19 protein-coding genes and 1 other annotated feature are annotated in these 18,789 nt (G+C 50.2%); of the genes, 1 reads left to right on the top strand and 18 read right to left on the bottom strand.

The genetic code is table 11. The features are described from left to right. Positions 1–13 precede the first annotated feature (13 nt). A complete protein-coding gene (locus JOE45_RS01265) occupies positions 14–964 on the bottom strand; it encodes an RluA family pseudouridine synthase (protein ID WP_210021906.1) in 951 nt (316 codons plus the stop codon). A 3-nt stretch (positions 965–967) separates the two neighbouring features. Beyond that, positions 968–1,489, bottom strand: a complete 522-nt coding sequence (gene lspA, locus JOE45_RS01260) for a signal peptidase II (protein WP_210021907.1) — start codon at positions 1,487–1,489, stop codon at positions 968–970. 112 nt (positions 1,490–1,601) lie between these two features. On the opposite strand from lspA, the gene JOE45_RS01255 reads away from it, so the two are divergent. After that, positions 1,602–2,366, top strand: coding sequence for a TraR/DksA C4-type zinc finger protein (locus JOE45_RS01255; RefSeq protein WP_210021908.1), 765 nt, complete (start codon positions 1,602–1,604; stop codon positions 2,364–2,366). A 53-nt stretch (positions 2,367–2,419) separates the two neighbouring features. On the opposite strand, the gene ileS is transcribed toward JOE45_RS01255, so the two are convergent. The 16 genes from ileS to murB form a co-directional block, all read right to left on the bottom strand. Then, positions 2,420–5,188: an isoleucine--tRNA ligase gene (ileS, locus tag JOE45_RS01250; RefSeq protein WP_210021909.1), complete on the bottom strand. Its 2,769-nt coding sequence runs from the start codon at positions 5,186–5,188 to the stop codon at positions 2,420–2,422. 52 nt (positions 5,189–5,240) lie between these two features. Beyond that, positions 5,241–5,506: a binding site (T-box leader), on the bottom strand. 123 nt (positions 5,507–5,629) lie between these two features. Next, on the bottom strand, positions 5,630–6,109 hold the full coding sequence (locus JOE45_RS01245) for a DivIVA domain-containing protein (protein ID WP_210021910.1): 480 nt from the start codon (positions 6,107–6,109) through the stop codon (positions 5,630–5,632). Positions 6,110–6,208: 99 nt separating this feature from the next. Continuing rightward, positions 6,209–6,988, bottom strand: coding sequence for a YlmH family RNA-binding protein (locus JOE45_RS01240; protein WP_210021911.1), 780 nt, complete (start codon positions 6,986–6,988; stop codon positions 6,209–6,211). Between the two features lie 40 nt (positions 6,989–7,028). Beyond that, a complete protein-coding gene (locus JOE45_RS01235; RefSeq protein WP_210021912.1) occupies positions 7,029–7,298 on the bottom strand; it encodes a YggT family protein in 270 nt (89 codons plus the stop codon). Positions 7,299–7,318: 20 nt separating this feature from the next. Further along, positions 7,319–7,744, bottom strand: coding sequence for a cell division protein SepF (locus tag JOE45_RS01230; protein ID WP_210021913.1), 426 nt, complete (start codon positions 7,742–7,744; stop codon positions 7,319–7,321). Between the two features lie 33 nt (positions 7,745–7,777). Continuing rightward, on the bottom strand, positions 7,778–8,461 hold the full coding sequence (locus JOE45_RS01225; RefSeq protein ID WP_210023477.1) for a YggS family pyridoxal phosphate-dependent enzyme: 684 nt from the start codon (positions 8,459–8,461) through the stop codon (positions 7,778–7,780). An 83-nt stretch (positions 8,462–8,544) separates the two neighbouring features. Continuing rightward, on the bottom strand, positions 8,545–9,414 hold the full coding sequence (gene pgeF, locus JOE45_RS01220) for a peptidoglycan editing factor PgeF (protein ID WP_210021914.1): 870 nt from the start codon (positions 9,412–9,414) through the stop codon (positions 8,545–8,547). A 133-nt stretch (positions 9,415–9,547) separates the two neighbouring features. Continuing rightward, positions 9,548–9,847: a YlmC/YmxH family sporulation protein gene (locus JOE45_RS01215; RefSeq protein ID WP_210021915.1), complete on the bottom strand. Its 300-nt coding sequence runs from the start codon at positions 9,845–9,847 to the stop codon at positions 9,548–9,550. Positions 9,848–10,001: 154 nt separating this feature from the next. Continuing rightward, a complete protein-coding gene (gene sigG / locus JOE45_RS01210; RefSeq protein WP_210021916.1) occupies positions 10,002–10,784 on the bottom strand; it encodes an RNA polymerase sporulation sigma factor SigG in 783 nt (260 codons plus the stop codon). Positions 10,785–10,956: 172 nt separating this feature from the next. Beyond that, positions 10,957–11,679: an RNA polymerase sporulation sigma factor SigE gene (gene sigE, locus JOE45_RS01205; RefSeq protein ID WP_210021917.1), complete on the bottom strand. Its 723-nt coding sequence runs from the start codon at positions 11,677–11,679 to the stop codon at positions 10,957–10,959. A gap of 71 nt (positions 11,680–11,750) precedes the next feature. Further along, entirely contained in the window at positions 11,751–12,659 is a 909-nt protein-coding gene (gene spoIIGA, locus JOE45_RS01200) for a sigma-E processing peptidase SpoIIGA (protein ID WP_210021918.1), read from the bottom strand. A gap of 238 nt (positions 12,660–12,897) precedes the next feature. Beyond that, positions 12,898–14,040, bottom strand: a complete 1,143-nt coding sequence (gene ftsZ / locus JOE45_RS01195) for a cell division protein FtsZ (RefSeq protein ID WP_210021919.1) — start codon at positions 14,038–14,040, stop codon at positions 12,898–12,900. A gap of 49 nt (positions 14,041–14,089) precedes the next feature. Further along, on the bottom strand, positions 14,090–15,334 hold the full coding sequence (gene ftsA / locus JOE45_RS01190; RefSeq protein WP_210021920.1) for a cell division protein FtsA: 1,245 nt from the start codon (positions 15,332–15,334) through the stop codon (positions 14,090–14,092). A gap of 178 nt (positions 15,335–15,512) precedes the next feature. Continuing rightward, entirely contained in the window at positions 15,513–16,313 is an 801-nt protein-coding gene (locus JOE45_RS01185) for a cell division protein FtsQ/DivIB (protein WP_210021921.1), read from the bottom strand. 98 nt (positions 16,314–16,411) lie between these two features. Further along, positions 16,412–17,680: a UDP-N-acetylglucosamine 1-carboxyvinyltransferase gene (murA, locus tag JOE45_RS01180; RefSeq protein ID WP_210021922.1), complete on the bottom strand. Its 1,269-nt coding sequence runs from the start codon at positions 17,678–17,680 to the stop codon at positions 16,412–16,414. Between the two features lie 15 nt (positions 17,681–17,695). Beyond that, entirely contained in the window at positions 17,696–18,601 is a 906-nt protein-coding gene (gene murB, locus JOE45_RS01175) for a UDP-N-acetylmuramate dehydrogenase (protein WP_210021923.1), read from the bottom strand. Positions 18,602–18,789 lie beyond the last annotated feature (188 nt).

The following is an 18,789-nucleotide window of genomic DNA, read 5'->3' as shown; positions in this document are numbered from 1 at the left end:
CGTTTCTCTTCCCCTACCTTGTTTTTAAAACTTCCAGTAATCTCAGCATATCCTCCGGCATCGGAGCTTCGAACTGCAGCGATTCGCCTGTCCGCGGATGCTCGAAACCTAGCACAGCGGCATGAAGCGCTTGTCCCTCCATAAGGACTCCCTTGCTTTTCGAAGGCCCGTAGGCCGGATCGCCCACCAGCGGGTGACCGATAAACTTCATATGCACCCGAATTTGGTGTGTTCTCCCCGTTTCCAGCTTCAGCTCAAGCAGCGTGTAATCCTCTAAGCGTTCTAAGACTACAAAGTGAGTGATCGCATGCTTGCTGTTTCGCTCTGTAACCGTGTACAGCTTTCTGTCCTTCGGATCACGGCCGATCGGAGCATCAACCGTACCGTTATCGTGAGGAACGTTACCATGAACGAGAGCAAAGTATTTACGATTCACTGTATGAGCTTTCAACTGCTCGGCAAGACCGTTGTGCGCCAAATCATTCTTGGCCGCCATCAGAAGGCCGGATGTATCTTTATCGATTCGATGAACGATCCCCGGACGCATTACTCCGTTAATCCCCGATAAGTCCTTACAATGATGCAGAAGCGCATTTACCAGCGTCCCACCCGAATGTCCCGGAGCCGGATGCACAACCATCCCGCGCGGCTTGTTGACCACAATTACATCCGAATCTTCGTAGACGACTTCGATCGGGATAGCCTCAGGGGCAAGCTCCAGCTCCTCAGGCTCCGGTATCACCAGCACAAGGTTGTCCCCATCTGACAATTTGTAATTGGGCTTAACACTTCGCCCGTTTACGGTTACATGTCCGTCTTTAACCCACTGCTGCACCTGCGTACGGGATACCTCTTCCTCCAGCATTTCCGTCAGGAACTTATCTATTCTCTCTCCCGCTTCTTCCGTCTCGGTAATCCATTCAAACCGGTTGTCTGAAGCTTCACGCTCTTCCTCTATGCTCATGACTTACAGATCTCCGCCTTCCGTGTTGCTTTGTGCCTGCTGTTTGCTTTCTTGACGCCAGCTGATGAACGAATCCACGAAGATCAAACCAACGCCGATCACAATGGCCATATCGGCCACATTAAAAATGGGATACGTATAATCTACAGGAGTGCCGAACCAGTTAAATTGAAAACGGAACATTAAAAAATCGACCACTTCACCGAACAAAGCGCGATCTATAAAATTGCCCAGTGCGCCGCCAAGCAATAAGCTTAAAGCCAAGGGCAGCAGCTTTTTGCCTTCCTTTAAAGTCTTTTGCAAGTACCAAACGACACCAACCGCTACGGCAATCGTGATTACGATAAAAAACCAACGCTGATCCTGCAATATGCCAAAGGCAGCGCCGCGGTTCCGGTGCGACGTAATCTGAAAAAATTCTCCGATTACCGGACGGATTTCTCCCAGCGTCATTTCGGTAACGATGAACCATTTGGTTACTTGATCCAGCAGCAGTACGATCAACGCGTAAATGTAATATTTCAACGTAACAGCTCCTTTATCCGTTTCCCTACTAACAACGATTCCCTTGCCTAAGAACAGCCGGGACCGTGAAAAATAACATCACTTGCGATATGTGAAAAAGGAGGCGTACTCTATGACGATCGGACCATTACCATCCCATTCGCTTACAGTGCAGCAGCTTAAACAACTGACTGACACGCTGCGCGAAGAAAAACGTTGGCTCGAAGAGCATTTAAAAGATGGCGATCATTTCGGTTTAGGCGACTCGATGCGTGTTCAAACCGGTGAGCTGTCCACCAATGACAATCATCCCGCTGATTTGGGTACCGAGATGTTCGAGCGCGGCAAAGATATTGCGCTGAACGAGAACGCCGAACGCCATCTAGCTGATGCCAATGAGGCGCTCCAGCGTATCGAGGACGGAACTTACGGCGTGTGCCGAAACTGCGGCACGCCTATTCCCTTCGAACGTCTCCAGGCGGTCCCTACTGCGGCTTACTGCGTTGAACACGTACCCGACCCGCACTCTTCCGACCGGCGTCCCGTAGAGGAGCAGTTGCTGGCTCCTCCATTCGGGCGAACCAGCCTTGACGAACTTCCCGAGCAAAATCAATTCGACGGTGAAGATGCCTGGCAAATTGTAGAAAGCTGGGGCACATCTAACTCCCCTGCGATGGCAGAAAATCCTAATGAATCGGACAGCTATAACGAAATGGAAATTGAAGCGGATGAAACCGTCGGTTACGTAGAACCTTTCGAAAGCTTTTTGGCCACGGACATCTACGGTCAGCATGTGACTGTAGTCCGGAATAAAGCTTACAAGGACTATATGCGCAGCGGCGAAGGATACGGTCTGCTCGAACCCGAACTAAATATAGAAGACGAACATATGTCTTAGAAATAACGAGCTTTTCCTTGGATTAAGTCCCATGGATCAGCTCGTTTTTTCTTTTACTCGTTTGCGCCGGACACCATAACCTCTGAACAACGCTTGCACAGCGTCGGATGCGTTTCATTGTGGCCGACCTCCGGTGTAACGATCCAGCAGCGTTCGCATTTCTCTCCCTCGGCCACTTCGATGTTTACCGACATTCCTTTATAGGAATGAGCGCCTTCGGGTACTGATGCACCAGCCTCGTGTACATGTACTGCCGACACGATAAACAGCAAGTCAAGCCGATCAAATCCATTTAAGAACTGCAGCGTCTCCTGATCAGGGTACAAATGAACGGCAGCACTGAGCGAATTTCCGATCAGCTTCGCCTTCCGCGCTTCCTCAAGTGACTTCAGCACATCGTCGCGAAGCTCCGTGAATTTCTCCCATTTCTCTTCCAACTGGCTGTCAAACAAGCGGCTGTCCACCTGCGGCAGATCCGCAACTTGTACGCTTGGCAGCTCGGTTCCGGGGATATAGTTCCAGACCTCATCCGCCGTATGCGGCAAAATGGGAGCAATCAGTTTAGTTATTGCCGTGAGGGCATCATATAATACGGTTTGCGCCGCTCTTCTTTCCAGGTCCTCCGGCGTGCTCGCATAAAGACGGTCCTTCAGGATATCCAGATAGAAGGCGCTCATCTCTACTGCGCAGAAATGGTGCACCGCTTGATAGACAACATGGAACTCGTAATTGTCATATGCCTCAATGACACGGTCTGTCATCCGGTGCAAGCGCACCATCGCATACCGGTCGAGCTCGTTCATCTGATCCACGCTCACGCGATCCGTCGCCGGGGTGAAGTCGTATAGGTTCCCAAGCAAGAATCGCAGCGTATTGCGGATTTTGCGGTACCCTTCGGATGTCTGATTCAGGATATTATCCGAGATGCGCACGTCCGACTGGTAATCCGTAGAAGACACCCATAGACGCAAGATATCGGCACCGAGCTTGTTGGAGACCTGGTTCGGATCTACCGTGTTGCCAAGCGATTTGGACATCTTGCGGCCTTCGCCGTCCAGAGTAAAGCCATGGCTCAAAATTCCTTTGTAAGGCGCAGTGCCCTTAACGGCCACGCCGGTAATCAACGATGAGTTGAACCAGCCGCGGTATTGGTCCGAGCCTTCCAGATACAAATCCGCCGGCCACTGCAGCTCCTCGCGGGTTTCCAGCACAGCGGAATGGCTGGAGCCGGAGTCAAACCAGACGTCCATAATGTCCGTTTCCTTACGGAAATGATCGTTCCCGCATTTCGGACAAACCGTACCGCCTGGAAGCAGCTCTTTCTCATCCTTCAAGAACCAGGCATTAGAGCCTTCCTGTTCGAAAATCAATGCTACGTGCTCGATCGTCGCTTCGTTAACGAGAGGCTCGTTACAGCTTCGGCAGTAGAAGATCGGAATCGGAACTCCCCAAGCGCGTTGGCGCGAAATACACCAGTCCCCACGGTCGGCAATCATGTTATGCAGACGGGTTTCGCCCCACTCCGGCGTCCAGCGGAGCCGCTTGATTTCATCCAGCATGGCCTGCCGGAAGCCGTCAACGGAAGCAAACCATTGTTCCGTAGCACGGAAAATGACTGGCTTTTTCGTCCGCCAATCGTGAGGATACTGGTGCTGAATCATGTTCATATGGAGCAGATGTCCAGATTCCTGCAGTTTCTCCGTGATGACCTTATTTCCTTTGTCGTAGAACATTCCTTCAAAGCCCGGGGCTTCCGCCGTAAAATGCCCTTGATCATCAACAGGACAAAGCACGCCGAGATCGTATTTTTGCCCGATCACAAAGTCATCCTCACCGTGACCCGGTGCCGTGTGTACGCAGCCGGTACCCGCATCGAGCGTCACATGCTCGCCAACCATCACGAGCGACGTACGATCATAGAACGGATGCTGGCAGAGTACGTGCTCCAGCTCGCTTCCCTTCATTGTGGACAATACCTTGACATCCGTCCAGCCGATTTCTTTGGATGCCGCTTCCAGCAACCCTTGCGCCAGCACATATTTCTTACCGCCAGTCTCCACTAAAGCATAATCGAATTCCGGATGCAGGCTAATGCCCAGGTTAGCCGGCAGTGTCCATGGCGTTGTGGTCCAGATGACGATGGAAGCATCCTCAGGCAGCTTGCCCTTGCCGTCCTTCACGCCAAAAGCGACGTAGATCGAAGAAGACGTTTTGTCCTTGTACTCGATCTCTGCTTCTGCCAGTGCGCTTTCGGATGACGGGGACCAATAGACAGGCTTCAGTCCTTTGTAGATGTAGCCTTTATTCACCATTCCCCCGAAAACACGGATTTGCTGTGCTTCATACTTCGGCTGAAGCGTCACATACGGGTTATTCCAGTCCCCACGGATGGATAGACGCTTGAATTGAGTCTTCTGTTTCTCTACCCACTCCAAGGCATAGGCTTTACAATAATCGCGAAACTCCGGCACGCTCATCTTCTTGCGGTCTACCTTGCCGCCGTTAGCAATGGCCTGTTCAATCGGCAGTCCATGCGTATCCCAGCCAGGCACATAAGGCGCGTCATAGCCCTGCATCGTTTTAAAACGGACGATGATGTCCTTTATGACCTTATTCAGCGCGTGTCCGATATGAATATCGCCGTTCGCATACGGTGGGCCATCGTGCAAAATAAATTTCGGTTTGCCTTTGCGGCTTTCTTGAACCATCCTATAGATATCAATTTCTTCCCAGTGCTGCTGCATCTTCGGTTCAGCCTGCGGCAGGTTTCCGCGCATCGGAAAATCAGTCTGTAGCAGGTTTAATGTTTTGCCATAATCCATGCTCATTCACTCCTTACTTGATATAAACACAAAAAAGACTTCTTATCCCTATCTAAGGGACGAGAAGTCTCGCGGTACCACCCAAATTAAGACGGCAACCAGATAAAGGCATCGGCCTGAATCAATTCAAGCCCGCTTTTATCGAAGCGTCTTCGCTCCATGATCGGTAACGGGATCAGCCGATGCTCTTTACTTCATAGGGGTTCAAGAGATGCTCCTGGGTGATTTTCCTTCGCCGCTGAGGTCCGGGCTCCCACCAACCCCCGGTTCGCTGACTTCAGCCTGACGCCAAGTACTCGTCCCAATCGTCGCTTTTGCTTATGTAAACTTATAGTGGAGTATAGCGGAAATAAACTGCGGCGTCAACTTTCCTGTATATGCTGTGCTCAATACAAGCATATACCCAAGTACAACCGCTTTATTCCAAGCAGTCCTTATAGATTAAGGCTGCTCCACCTCAGTGCGCTCAAGAGAACTCCAGTCTTCTTTACTCAACAGCTCCAGCTGCGCTTCAATCAGGGTACGGAAGCGAGTACGGTAAATCGAAGCCTGTTTCTTCAGTTCTTCCATTTCCACGGCAATTTTGCGTGTCTTCACGAGCGAATCATTAATAATGCGGTCTGCGTTCTTCTCCGCTTCCTTAATGATGAGCTGCGCTTCTTTCTTCGCATTCGTCTTTACTTCATCGGCGGCTTCCTGTGCGACGATGATCGTCCTGCTTAATGTTTCTTCAATGTTAGAAAAATGATCCAGCCGCTCTTGAATAGTGTTCAACTGATTCTGGAATTCTTTATTTTCACGGATTAACACTTCGTAATCCTTGATCACCTGATCCAAAAACTCATTGACTTCATCTTCATCGTATCCGCGGAAAGAACGTCTGAACTCTTTGTTATGTATGTCGAGCGGGGTTAAAGCCATTGCTGCACCTCCTGCAAATTTAGCAACCAAGCTAGCACGTATTGCTATATTCGACAATAGCCTGCATTTTCCTGCAATTGCAAATAAAAAAATCGGCATTTATGCATATTTGCCGATTTTCAAGCGATACCTCCCCTTTTTGGTCACGCCCTCCACCTCAAGCAGCTTGAAGCGTCCGAAGCCTTGCAGAGATATGACGTCCCCCTCCTTCAGCTGCTTACTCGGATCTTCCACCTGTTTCCAGTTCACCTTACAGCGTCCCGCTTTAATCGGAATCAGCACTTTGGCACGGCTCAGCCGATATACATCGCTGACAATACCGTCCAGGCGAAGCGAAGCGACCGACAAGCTCATCTCGTCCAGTTTGACCTCTGTACTCACCAGCCGCTCCAAAGGCAAAAGCTCGGTTTGCACATGAACGCGATGAACCGCGCTCAAGTTGAGCCGCATATAATCGGCAACCTCGGCAGCAACAAGAAAATGGCAGCCGTCCGGGCGAACATAAATATCGCCGACCTTATCGCGCTTGATGCCAAGCCCAAGGATCGCACCCATATAATCCCCATGGTCGAGCTCCTGCAGCTTCTCATCGGGAGAAGTCACCTCAATCAATTGAATGCCCATGTCCTCTTCATCCAATACACGATAATCGGGGGCAATGCATGCGCGTTTGCGCTCGGCTCCCGGATGACCTCCTTCAAAACGCACCTGAACGTCTGCACTTCGGTTGATCAGCGTCGTCACGATAAAGGCTTGGCGAGGGTCCAAAAAATCGGTAAGTTTAACAGCATGTTGCTCCGCCCGCTCCACCCATTCAGCCGCTTTGTCCACAAAGCGATGCTCATCCGGATGAAAGTGGGCATAAATGTTCTCATTCATTAATGAAAATCTCCTTCAAATCAAGCCACTGCTAACCTGCCTAAAAAATGGCGGAAACGATAGCAACGATCCCTTCGCCTACGAACCTAAGCGCAATGAGTGCGACGATTGGAGAAATATCGATCATCCCGCCGATCGGAGGAATAAAGCGGCGGAAGATACCCAAGTAGGGCTCGCAGAGCTTCCCCAGAAATTCCCCGATAAAGCTTTCTCTCGCATTCGGCAGCCAGGAGAGCAAAATATAGGCGATGAGCACGTATTGGTAAATATCGACTAGAGTGCGTATGTAACCCTCAATCAAGCTGTTCACCTCGTTTAGTATAGTGGGGGCTACCCTTCATCATGATTCATGATTTCCGAAATGGAACCGTGAATTTCAACGGTATCCGGAGTACACAAAAAGATGTTGGGGCCAATTTTTGATATTGAGCCGCTCAGCGCATACACTGTACCGCTCAAAAAGTCGACGATTCGGGTCGCTTGGTCTGGACGAACACGATGCAAATTAACCACTACCGAACGCCGGGAACGCAAATGATCGGCAATCTCCTGGGTCTCCTCATACGTACGAGGCTCATTCAGTACGACCCGAACATTTTTTTGTGAGTGTATGCTCACAACGTTCCCCTTATGTTTACGTGTATCTTGCGCTGAGGTTTCAACTTCTTCATGCTGCTCTACGATGCGTTCGCGCTCCACTACTTCTTCTTCGTCCTGTAAACCGATCAAATTCATAAATTTGTTCATTACGCCCATGTCCTCTCCTCCTTAAATGATGATGCCCTCTCCTTACTCTTTACCCACCAGAATTGAACCGAGACGCACCCAAGTAGCTCCTTCTTCAACAGCTACTTCGAAGTCGTTAGACATTCCCATCGACAAATGTGTAATTTCGTAATCGAGCAAAGCTTCCTCGTTCAGCCGGTCACGCCATTCCCTTAATCCCCGGAATACCGGGCGGGTTTGTTCCGCTTCTGCCTCATAAGGCGCCATCGTCATCAAGCCTGCGATCCGGATATGACGATATTCGCGAATTTCTTTGACGAAATCAACCAACGCTTCCGGCTGCAGCCCGTATTTGGTTTCTTCCCCGGATACGTTAAGCTGGATGAAGCAGGGCACTTCCATTCCTAGGGAAGCCGCTTTCTTTTCTATCTCTTTGGCAAGCGACAGCCTGTCCAACGAATGGATATAGGCGAAACGTCCGACAACATCCTTTACTTTATTTGTTTGGAGATGTCCGATAAAATGCCATGTTCCTTGATCGCCGAAAGCTTCCCATTTGGCCGCCGCATCCTGCCAGCGGTTTTCTCCGATATCCGTGAGGCCCTGCTCCAGCACTCGACCTGTCGTAGCTAGCGATACGTACTTGGTTACGGCAATGATCCCTACATCGTTAGGTTTCCTTCCTACACGCGCGCACGCTGCAGCTACCTTCCCTTTTACTTCGTTGATCCTTGTTTCCAGCTCTATGGCCACCATACGTATTCACCTACCTCCCGGCTGCGTCAAACCTTAAGTTGACGAAACCCCAAATCCCGAAGGGCTCCTCAAAACTATTCCCGCAAACCGATCCATGCGGCCATACGACCTGTTGATCCGCCTTCCTTACGATGCGAGTAAAACAAGTCGAGTCGACAGCTTGTGCATAAACCAGTTATTTCGATATTTGATGGCAAAATTCCTGCTTTCATCATAATTTGTCGGTTTATTTGTTGCAAGTTTAAATTATATTTTCCGTTTGCTTTTTTTACATAGAGCGGGACTTCTCCCTCGTGTTCATAACCGGACATCAGCGTAAGTTCTTTAATGACTCTATCCATTCGTGAAATAACAGCATCGTCCACTTCATAGCAGCACATGCCTATGGACGGTCCAATGGCAGCTTTCAGGTCACGGGGCTTGGTCCCATAAGCAGCACTCATCGCCTCGGGTACCGCTTTGGCAATGCCAAGGGCCGTCCCCTTCCAGCCCGCATGGGCTAAGCCTACTGCCTTATGAACAGGATCATAGAAATAAAGCGGCACACAATCGGCAAAGAGCGCGTGCAAGAATACTCCCGGCTCGTTCGTAATAAAGCCATCTTTGGCCTGTAGTGCCCGCTCTCTAGAATCGTTACCTGCACCGCGCTGCTGCTTCGTTACCATCTGGATCTCTTTGCCGTGCACCTGCTCCGCATATGTACAAGCCTCAAAAGGCACGGCAAGCGCTTCTGCCAGCCTTCTGCGGTTCTCCACAACATCCTCTGGAGCGTCTGCCACATGGAGTCCGCAATTCAAGCTGTCAAAAGCCCCACCGCTCACTCCGCCGCTCCGTGTCGTAAATCCGGCAGTCAGCCTTGGATTCGAGCTCATCAAGCTCGTGAGTCTCAGCAGCCCGCAGCCGTTATCGGCTTTATCCAGAACGAAAGGTTCCGACGTTTGCATCTCCATCCCATCCCCTGTACTCAGATTATTAACAAGTATACACGAAACGAAAAAAAAGAGCATCCTGTCCTGCTATCAGGCAAAGTAGAACACCTCTAGCGAGAATTCGAAAGCCAACTCCGGATTCACCGTATTAACCGCGGTATTCTCGGTAAGATTCATAAGCCAGATCCGTCCTGTCCTGCCGTCGGTAGCTTCGTATATCCTCCAGCTTAACGAGCACAACGTCCAACCCGATCTTCACGATATTCTCCCAAGGGATGATCACATCCGTTCCGCCGCCTAGCAGACCGAAGAAACGAGTTCCATTCGGTACAACAATGGCCTCGATCCGGCCATGCCACAAATCCAGCTCCAAATCGCTAATCTGACCCAGCTTTTTGCCGTCTACAATATTGATGACATCCTTCATTTGAAAGTCGGATAGTTTCACGCTGTTTTCCACCACCGAAGAAGGCTTGGATAAGTTTTGCGTCACTGCCTTTTTTATTATTATATGAGAAACCTCAATAAAATACCTTGCTGGAATAAAAAAAGACCGTACCCTATAAGATGTGGGTCAGGTCGGAGTTTCGAAAGAGAGAGTTTTAGTTTTTCACGTGCTTTTGCATTTGTGATATCGCCGACTTCTCCAGCCGGGATACTTGTGCCTGTGAGATGCCGATCTCGTCGGCCACCTCCATCTGCGTTTTCCCATCGAAGAAGCGCATAGATAAAATCATTTTCTCTCGGTCATTCAGCTTGCGCATCGCCTCCCGAAGAGCTATGCCTTCAATCCAGGAAACGTCTTTGTTGCGGTCGTCGCTGATTTGATCCATCACATAGATTGGATCGCCGCCGTCATGATAGATCGGCTCGAACAATGATACCGGATCTTGAATGGCGTCGAGCGCGAATACCACATCCTCCTTTGGCACGTTCAGCACTTCGGAAATTTCATATATCGTGGGCTCACGCGAATTCTGGTTGGTGAGCTGATCCCGTACCTGCAGCGCTTTATAAGCGATGTCCCGCAAGGACCGGGAGACTCGAATCGGGTTGTTATCCCGTAAATAACGACGAATCTCACCGATAATCATTGGTACCGCATAGGTGGAAAACTTAACATTCTGGCCCAAATCAAAATTATCAATCGCCTTCATCAGTCCGATACAGCCTACCTGAAACAGATCGTCGACATATTCCCCCCGGTTGTTGAAGCGCTGGATAACGCTCAGCACCAACCTAAGGTTGCCGTTGACTAATTTCTCTCTTGCAGATCGTTCATTATTCGTTTGCAGCTGAACGAAAAGTTCACGCATTTCCGCATTGGTCAAAACCGGAAGCTTTGCCGTATCGACGCCGCATATTTCGACTTTGTTTCGGGTCACCGCGATTACCTCCCAAGGAGAAACATTATTGTTAATTATCTCCTTGGTAGTTTTTTTTATGCGCCGACTTCGGTCCCCCCGGCCACGCTGCGGAGTGTGCAAAACCATCTAAAGTCATACCCGGTAAGGAAGATTTCGCTTTCATAATTGACTAAAAAAACACATTACCAGTTTACACCATTTTATTAAATTCCTTACGGAGCCGCTTAATAATACGCTTTTCCAGTCGGGAAATATAAGATTGTGAAATACCCAGCATATCGGCAACATCCTTTTGCGTCTTTTCCTGACCATCCTGCAAACCAAAGCGCAGCTCCATGATGATCCTCTCCCGCTCCGATAGCTTATCCAGCGCTTTATGCAGCAGCTTGCGGTCCACCTGCTCCTCGATATTACGATAAATCGTGTCGTTCTCGGTTCCAAGCACATCCGAGAGCAGCAGCTCGTTACCATCCCAGTCGATGTTTAAGGGTTCGTCGAAGGATACCTCCGTACGAATTTTGCTGTTGCGGCGGAGGTACATTAAGATTTCATTCTCGATACAGCGGGAAGCGTATGTGGCTAACTTTATTTTTTTCTCCGGGTCGAACGTATTTACAGCTTTAATCAAACCGATCGCACCAATCGATACGAGGTCTTCAATGTTAATCCCCGTATTTTCAAACTTACGTGCAATGTAAACTACAAGCCGGAGGTTCCGCTCGATCAGCATCCCCCGAATAGCTGAATCACCAGACGGAAGCTTCTCAAGCAAATATTCTTCCTCTTCGCGGGTGAGCGGGGGCGGCAGCGCTTCGCTTCCTCCGATGTAGTAAATCTCTTCTCCCTTAAGCCCGAGCAGCAGCAAAAGTCGGAAATACAATATCTGCATCATCAGCTTCCACTTGACTAACATATTACGCTTCCTCCTATTCGGTACAGATGATTTATGCGGGCTGGTTGAGCATGACTCAATCCGTTCATGTCTTAAGATTGAACGCTCTCCATCAGTGCCGGATGAATAATGGCCTGGTAGGCATTATCCGAGCTGAGCCGGCCGCCGTCAAGACCAATCAACACCTTCATCGTCTCAATCTGTTTGCCTTCCGTTGTAATGACGACCCGATCCGGTTTAATCGCCAGCATAAATTGCGTGCTGCGGTTCACCCCCCGATAAGGGACCAGCCTCAGCCGATCCTGCCATATAAAAGGCTCCGTTCCGATCGAGGAAACCAATTGATCGACTTCGGCGCGCCGTATTTTGACCATCCACGCTTCCGGAATGTGCTCTCCCCATTGTGCAGCCTCCATCACCATGACTGGCGTCTTCGTTAAAGGATCATAAAGCTGATTTCCCGTATCGATCAGCCCGGTGCAGGTGGATGCGAAATCGTCAATATGTACGTCCACCTTGACGATATATGTCGTCAGCACCTGCTTCCGTCTCAGCGCCTGCGTCACTTGTCGATAAATCCATAAGGTAAAAGGAATCGAGAACAGCAGCAGCGGAAGCGTCACCTTCAGATCCCGGCTGATCAAAATTCCTTGTACAAATTCGCCCGAAGATTGCCAAAAGTACACGAACCCGACAACCCCACCAGCCGCAGCGAAATTAATGAGGTAAAACGCCCCGAGATTTCGCACGAAATGCTGTAATCCCCCGAATCCAAACGCCGTGAGCAGCATCAGCAAGGACAGCATAAACTTGACCGCAAACGTGTATAAGAACGACAGCGGCGGAAAAAAAAGCATGATCGCGTAGCTGCCGCCAATCGCTGCGGAAAGCCCGAGTCTCCACCAACGAAAGTGCAGCTTACGCGACCAAGCCGTCGTCCATAGTAAAACACCGTCAATCAACACGTTAAACAGGAAAATGACATCGATATACACGATCATTTTCCGCAACCTCCTGCCATCTGTCCCTCTCAGTCGCGAATGAGACAAGTATATAGCAATCCTATTCCAAAGTCTGTCTAAACATGCCGATAGCAGGTGACTTTTTTTGTCGTATATGGGAAACGATTGGAAAGCTTTTTTGAGGATGATAGGGGCTTCGTTTAAGGGGTTGTACATATAAAAAACAGCCGCCTCTGATTGCCGAGACGGCTGTTCGTTATTGCTTAACGTATTGGGTTTACTTGTCGATACCGCCGCCACGATTGCGATTCCGCAAGAAGGCCGGAATATCCAGCTGATCGTTAGATGTCTGTCCTCCACCGAAAGGACGGAGATTGCCCACTCTGGAATCCGATGCTTCCTGCTGTGTACTCCCCGCAGAAGATGTTGCGCCCGCAGGCTTTCTTGCACCCGGGGTCGGAGCAGGCTTATGCTCGAATCCTGTAGCAATGACCGTAACAATAATTTCATCCTTCAGGGTTTCGTCGATGACGGCACCAAAAATCATGTTCACTTCCATATCTGATGCGGAAGCTACGATATCGGCTGCCTCATTCACTTCATAAAGCGACAGGTTGATGCCGCCGGTAATGTTCATCAGCACGCCTCGTGCACCGTCAATGGAAGTCTCGAGCAGCGGAGAACAGATCGCTTTCTTCGCCGCTTCAGCAGCACGGTTCTCACCAGTAGCTACGCCGATTCCCATTAGCGCCGAGCCGCGCTCCGTCATAATGGTCTTTACATCGGCAAAGTCAAGGTTAATAAGTCCGGGAACCGCGATCAAGTCGGAGATCCCTTGAACCCCTTGGCGAAGCACGTTATCCGCTTCGCGGAACGCTTCAAGCATCGGAGTCTTCTTATCTACGATTTCAAGCAAACGGTCATTCGGAATAACGATCAACGTGTCGACCTTTTCCTTCAGGGCTGCGATCCCCTGTTCTGCCTGCATGTGCCGCTTGCGGCCTTCGAACGTGAAAGGCCTTGTAACAACACCTACCGTTAAAGCGCCGCATTCCTTGGCAATTTCGGCAATGACCGGAGCAGCACCCGTTCCTGTACCGCCACCCATACCCGCAGTAACAAACACCATATCGGAACCCTTCAGGGCATTCATTATCAATTCACGAGATTCTTCCGCGGCCTTCTTGCCAACCTCCGGGTTTGCTCCAGCTCCGAGACCGCGCGTCAGCTTGTCCCCGATCTGCAGCCTTTGCTCTGACTTGGCAAGATGCAGAGCTTGAGCATCCGTATTGACGGTAATAAACTCGACACCCTTCACGCCGTTGTCGATCATTCGGTTGACTGCATTGCTGCCGCCTCCGCCGACGCCGATGACCTTTATTTTCGCTAACTGGTCCATGTCCACATCAAATTCAAACATACTAGCGTCTTCCCCCTCATTAGGCTTACATCGTGCAAGCTGTTTTCGATCAAATAAATTCGCTTAACCAATTTTTAAACCGTTCCATGGCCGATGGCTTCTGTTCTTGACCGGAAGACGACTTTTTGTTGACCAGCTTCTTCACGCCGGTGCTTTGCTTGGAGCCGCGCATATATTTAAATGCGTATTGGATGATTCCTACTCCGCTTGTAAAAGCTGGATCCCGGACACCGATAAAATCCGGAACGGCGATTCGAACAGATGTAGCCAGCTCTAATTGCGCAGCAGCCAGCATACCCGGTAAGGAAACTGTCCCGCCGGACAATACATATCCGCCCGGCAGATCCGTAAAGCCTAACCGCTGCACTTCCAGCTGAATCAAATGAAAAATCTCTTGTACGCGAGGCTCGATAATATTTGACAAATCGACTTGGGAGTACTCCTTGTCCACATTGCTACCGAGTCGGTTCACCTTAAACACTTGATCATCTGCCGCATGCTCTACAAGTGCGCATCCGAATTTCTGCTTAATTTTCTCTGCGATATCCGCCTGCGTCCGGAGACCATAAGCAATGTCATTCGTAATATATTCTCCGCCGATCGGAAGCGTGGCTGTCGCAACCAAATTGTTTTCATTAAAAACGGCGATGGTGGTTGCTCCCGCACCGATATCTACCAATACGGTTCCAATCGCCTTCTCATCTTTGGACAAGGCCAGATGGCCTGCAGCGAGCGACATTAGAACCAATCCGGCTACTTTCAGTCCGGACTTCTCCACAACACGGAGTAAATTATGTATTGCGGTTTTTGTTCCGGTTACAATCGTCGCTTCCACTTCCAGCCTTACGCCAATCATGCTTCTGGGATCATGAATTTGATCCGTTCCATCAACAACGTACTGATTGGGCACAACACCGATAATTTCCCTCTCCGGAGCCAAAGGTATCACTTTAGCCGCTTGAATGACGCGTTCAATATCATCGTCCCCGATTTCTCGGTCTTCATTCGACACAGCCACTACGCCGTGACTGGTCTGCAAAGAGATATGGTTTCCGGAAATGCCTACATACACTTCCGAAATTTGAATGCCCACCATCCGCTCCGCATGGTCCACCGCACTTCGGATCGACTGAACCGTTTGATCGATATCGACGATCGCTCCCTTACGGATTCCCTGCGAGTCGGCAGATCCAACTCCAATTATATTAATGGCGCCGTTAACGACTTCCCCAATAATAGCACGAACTTTGGATGTACCGATGTCCAAACTAACAATGATGTCATTGCTGCTCAACCTGTGGCACCTCCTGTGACATGTAATGTATATGAGCCTTGGCAAGCAAACCTCCTGTAGTTATTCCACACGGCTCGTTCGTTTCCTCTTTTTTTCACAATTTTTTTCGTAATAAGCATAAAATATCCCATAATTACAATTCTACCATTTTTTTGTGAGGTTGAGTAGCTGGATTTTTTCAATCCATTACGATAGGATCCGGAGTATTGTCAGCCTCTTTCTTCCCGCTGCTCTCTTCTAAATCGAAGGGCGTATGGGAATCAGCTTCCAGCAGCCGCAAAACGCCGCCCGATTGGTTATTTTCTCTTAAGTTGGCGATGTAGGTGTTCAAGTGAATGATCTTTTCTGGAAGGTACTCTATCGTTGTCTGTACTTCGAATTGAGAGCGTGTATACATCTTAATCTTGTCCGGATACGAAGCGCTCGGGTCTGGCTTGATCTCCGATACGTCGGCAAAATAAGAAGCGGAAAGCTTGGACATGACAAGACACAGCTTCGTCATTAGGGGATCTTCCTTCTCCCAGCCCGTCAATAAGGGCTTGTCCGGTACAAAGCCCTGAAGCGTAACGGGTATGACACTAGCGTCCGCCAGCAGCGCTTCAATTTGACCGGCTTCTCCGATCTGATAGGCTACCTTCGGATATTCCTTCACTTCAATGAGAATCCGCCCGGGAAATTGTTTGGATACCTTAACAGATTCTACCATTTTCAAAGCCTTTACCTTTGCTTCGATCCCGCTGGAAGAAACGGAGAAAAAATGATCCCCCAGCTTCACTGCGGCGGCTTCCTTAATCTCTTCGGCAGATACAAGCTCTTGACCTTGAGCTTCGATTTCCGTAATTTGGCTCAAGGACGATTGAAAGAAGAGCACCAGGAGCAACGTAATAAAAAAAACAAAAAGAAACAGGAGCAGCCTTTTGCTGCCGCGGTTTCTCGGAGCAGGTTTTTTGATTACGGGAAGCCTTTCTTCTGCGATCATTGAAATCCTCCTGTGCTCAGGAATAATATGTAAACCGCGATATCCCTTTCCGCTAGGGAAAAGGGATATTTGAACGGTTGAGGTCATATGAATTCGGGCTACTCTGCCCTAACCGGCGTAATTCGTTCAATATTGGCGCCCAATGTGCCAAGCATTTGCTCGATCCTATCGTATCCGCGATCAATATGATGAATCTGTTCTATGATCGTCGTCCCCTGGGCAGCAAGGCCTGCAATGACCAGCGCAGCCCCGGCACGCAAATCGGTGGCCTCTACCGTAGCGCCGTACAGCCTCGACACTCCCCGGATGAATGCCGCATTCAAGTCCACCCGAATATCCGCACCCATGCGCGAAAGCTCATCGACATGCTTAAACCTGCCTTCAAATACGGTTTCCCTTACAACACTTGGACCGTCCGCCAAGCTAAGCAACACCATGATTTGTGACTGCAAATCCGTCGGGAATGAAGGATAAGGAGAGGTGACGATACGCCCCACAGCTTTGGGTCGGGCTTTGGCGCATATGTTCATTATATCACCGTTAATCGTGATTTGAACACCCGCCCGCTTTAATACGTGGATCGCGGAGGTCAAATGGGAGGGATTCGCCCGCTCCAAGGTCACATTACCTCTGGTTGCCGCAGCGGCGATCATAAGCGTACCGGCTACAATCCGGTCAGGGATTATGCGGTAAGTACAAGGTAACAGTTCCGTGACGCCTTCAATCGTAATCGTATCCGTACCGGCTCCGATAATTTTGGCGCCCATAGTATTCAAGAAATTTTGTAAATCCTGGATTTCGGGTTCTCTAGCCGCGTTGGTGATCGTGGTCATTCCACGGGCCATCACAGCAGCCATCATAATATTCTCCGTAGCCCCTACACTGGGGTAATCAAGCACAACCTCGGCACCCTCAAGCTCATCGGCCGTACAAACGATCTTGTTACCGCTCTCCTCAATGCAAGCCCCCATGGCAGCCAATCCCCGCAAATGCAGGTCAATCTTTCGTTCACCGATGGCACAGCCCCCCGGCTGATACAGCTCCACCCGTCCCAGACGAGACAACAAAGGACCCATTAGGAAAATAGAAGACCGCATCTGGCTCATCAGGCTTTCAGGGATGTGATATTGATTCACTGCTTTCGTATTCACAATCACCGCATCGCCCTTGAGTTCCGCTTGGCAGCCAAGGGCGCGTAGAATGCCAAGCATCACATCAATATCGGATAAAACGGGCACGTTCTGAATCGTAATTGTTCCTTCCGCCATGATGCTGGCTGCCAGTATGGGCAGTGCGGCGTTCTTCGCGCCGTGAATCCTGATGGCTCCCGTAAGAGGTTTCCCGCCTTCGATAACCAACTTTTCCAAAGTCCCACCTCCGATTTACCGCTCACCCACCACCAATACCTCAGTTACAAGACGAATGCCGAAACGCTCGGAAACGGCATTTTGCACTTGTTCGATCAGAGTGAGCACGTCGTGGGCTGTCGCTTGCCCGGTGTTGACAATGAAGTTGGCGTGCAGTGGCGATACTTCGGCGTCACCGACTCTTAAGCCCTTGAGTCCGGCCTCTTCGATCAGCTTAGCGGCATGATGTCCTTCCGGGTTACGAAAGACGCTGCCCGCGCAGGCAAGCTGAAGCGGCTGCGTTCTCAGCCGCCTGTCTTTATAGGCTGCCATGGCCGCAGCGATCTCCTTCCGGTCGCCGTAGCTGAGCTTAAAGACCGCTTCCGTTACTATCCCCGGTTTCGTGTGCAAAATCGAATGCCGGTAAGCGTACGCCAAATCATCTTTTTGCAGCGTCACCAACTCCCCTGTCGGGAGCAGCACTTCAACCCGCTGTAATATGCGCGACACATCCGCCCCGTGCGCCCCGGCGTTCATGTAAACGGCGCCTCCCACGGTTCCCGGAATCCCTCCGGCAAACTCCAACCCGGTCAACCCTTCCTTGCCTGCCATGACCGACAGTTTGATGAACGAATATGCGCCGCCGACATAGACATACTCCCCTTCAAAACGCACGGTCTCCAGCGCATCCCCCAGCTTAATGGCCACTCCACGGATTCCCTTATCGCTTACGAGCAGATTGGAGCCTCTGCCCAGAGCAGTCCATGGCGTCTCGTGCTGATGGAGCAACCTAACCGCGCTGACCAATTGTTTAATATCATGCGGAATAAGCAGGACATCGGCCGGTCCGCCGATTTTCCAAGTGGTGTATGGGGCAAGCGGTTCGTTCAATCGAACATCACCATAGGATCCGTTCAGCAATTCCGTTATGACCTGTTGCATGGGAAAACCTCCTTCACAGAACGACAAGACGGTCGGCTTCAGGCGTAAGCCCGAAAGCCCGAGAGCCCTCAAGCGATGAGCACCGTTTCTCTTTGGATGCGCACTCACTTGCGGCTTCGCCAGGTGTCTGTCACGGTTATAGTGTAGTTTATGTGAATCAATGCAGAGTGTGACAAATGCCCAGGGCA

It is taken from the genome of Paenibacillus sp. PvR098, assembly GCF_017833255.1.
In the GTDB taxonomy this organism is placed as follows: Bacteria; Bacillota; Bacilli; order Paenibacillales; family NBRC-103111; genus Paenibacillus_G.
This window is presented reverse-complemented; position numbering and strand designations above follow the sequence as displayed.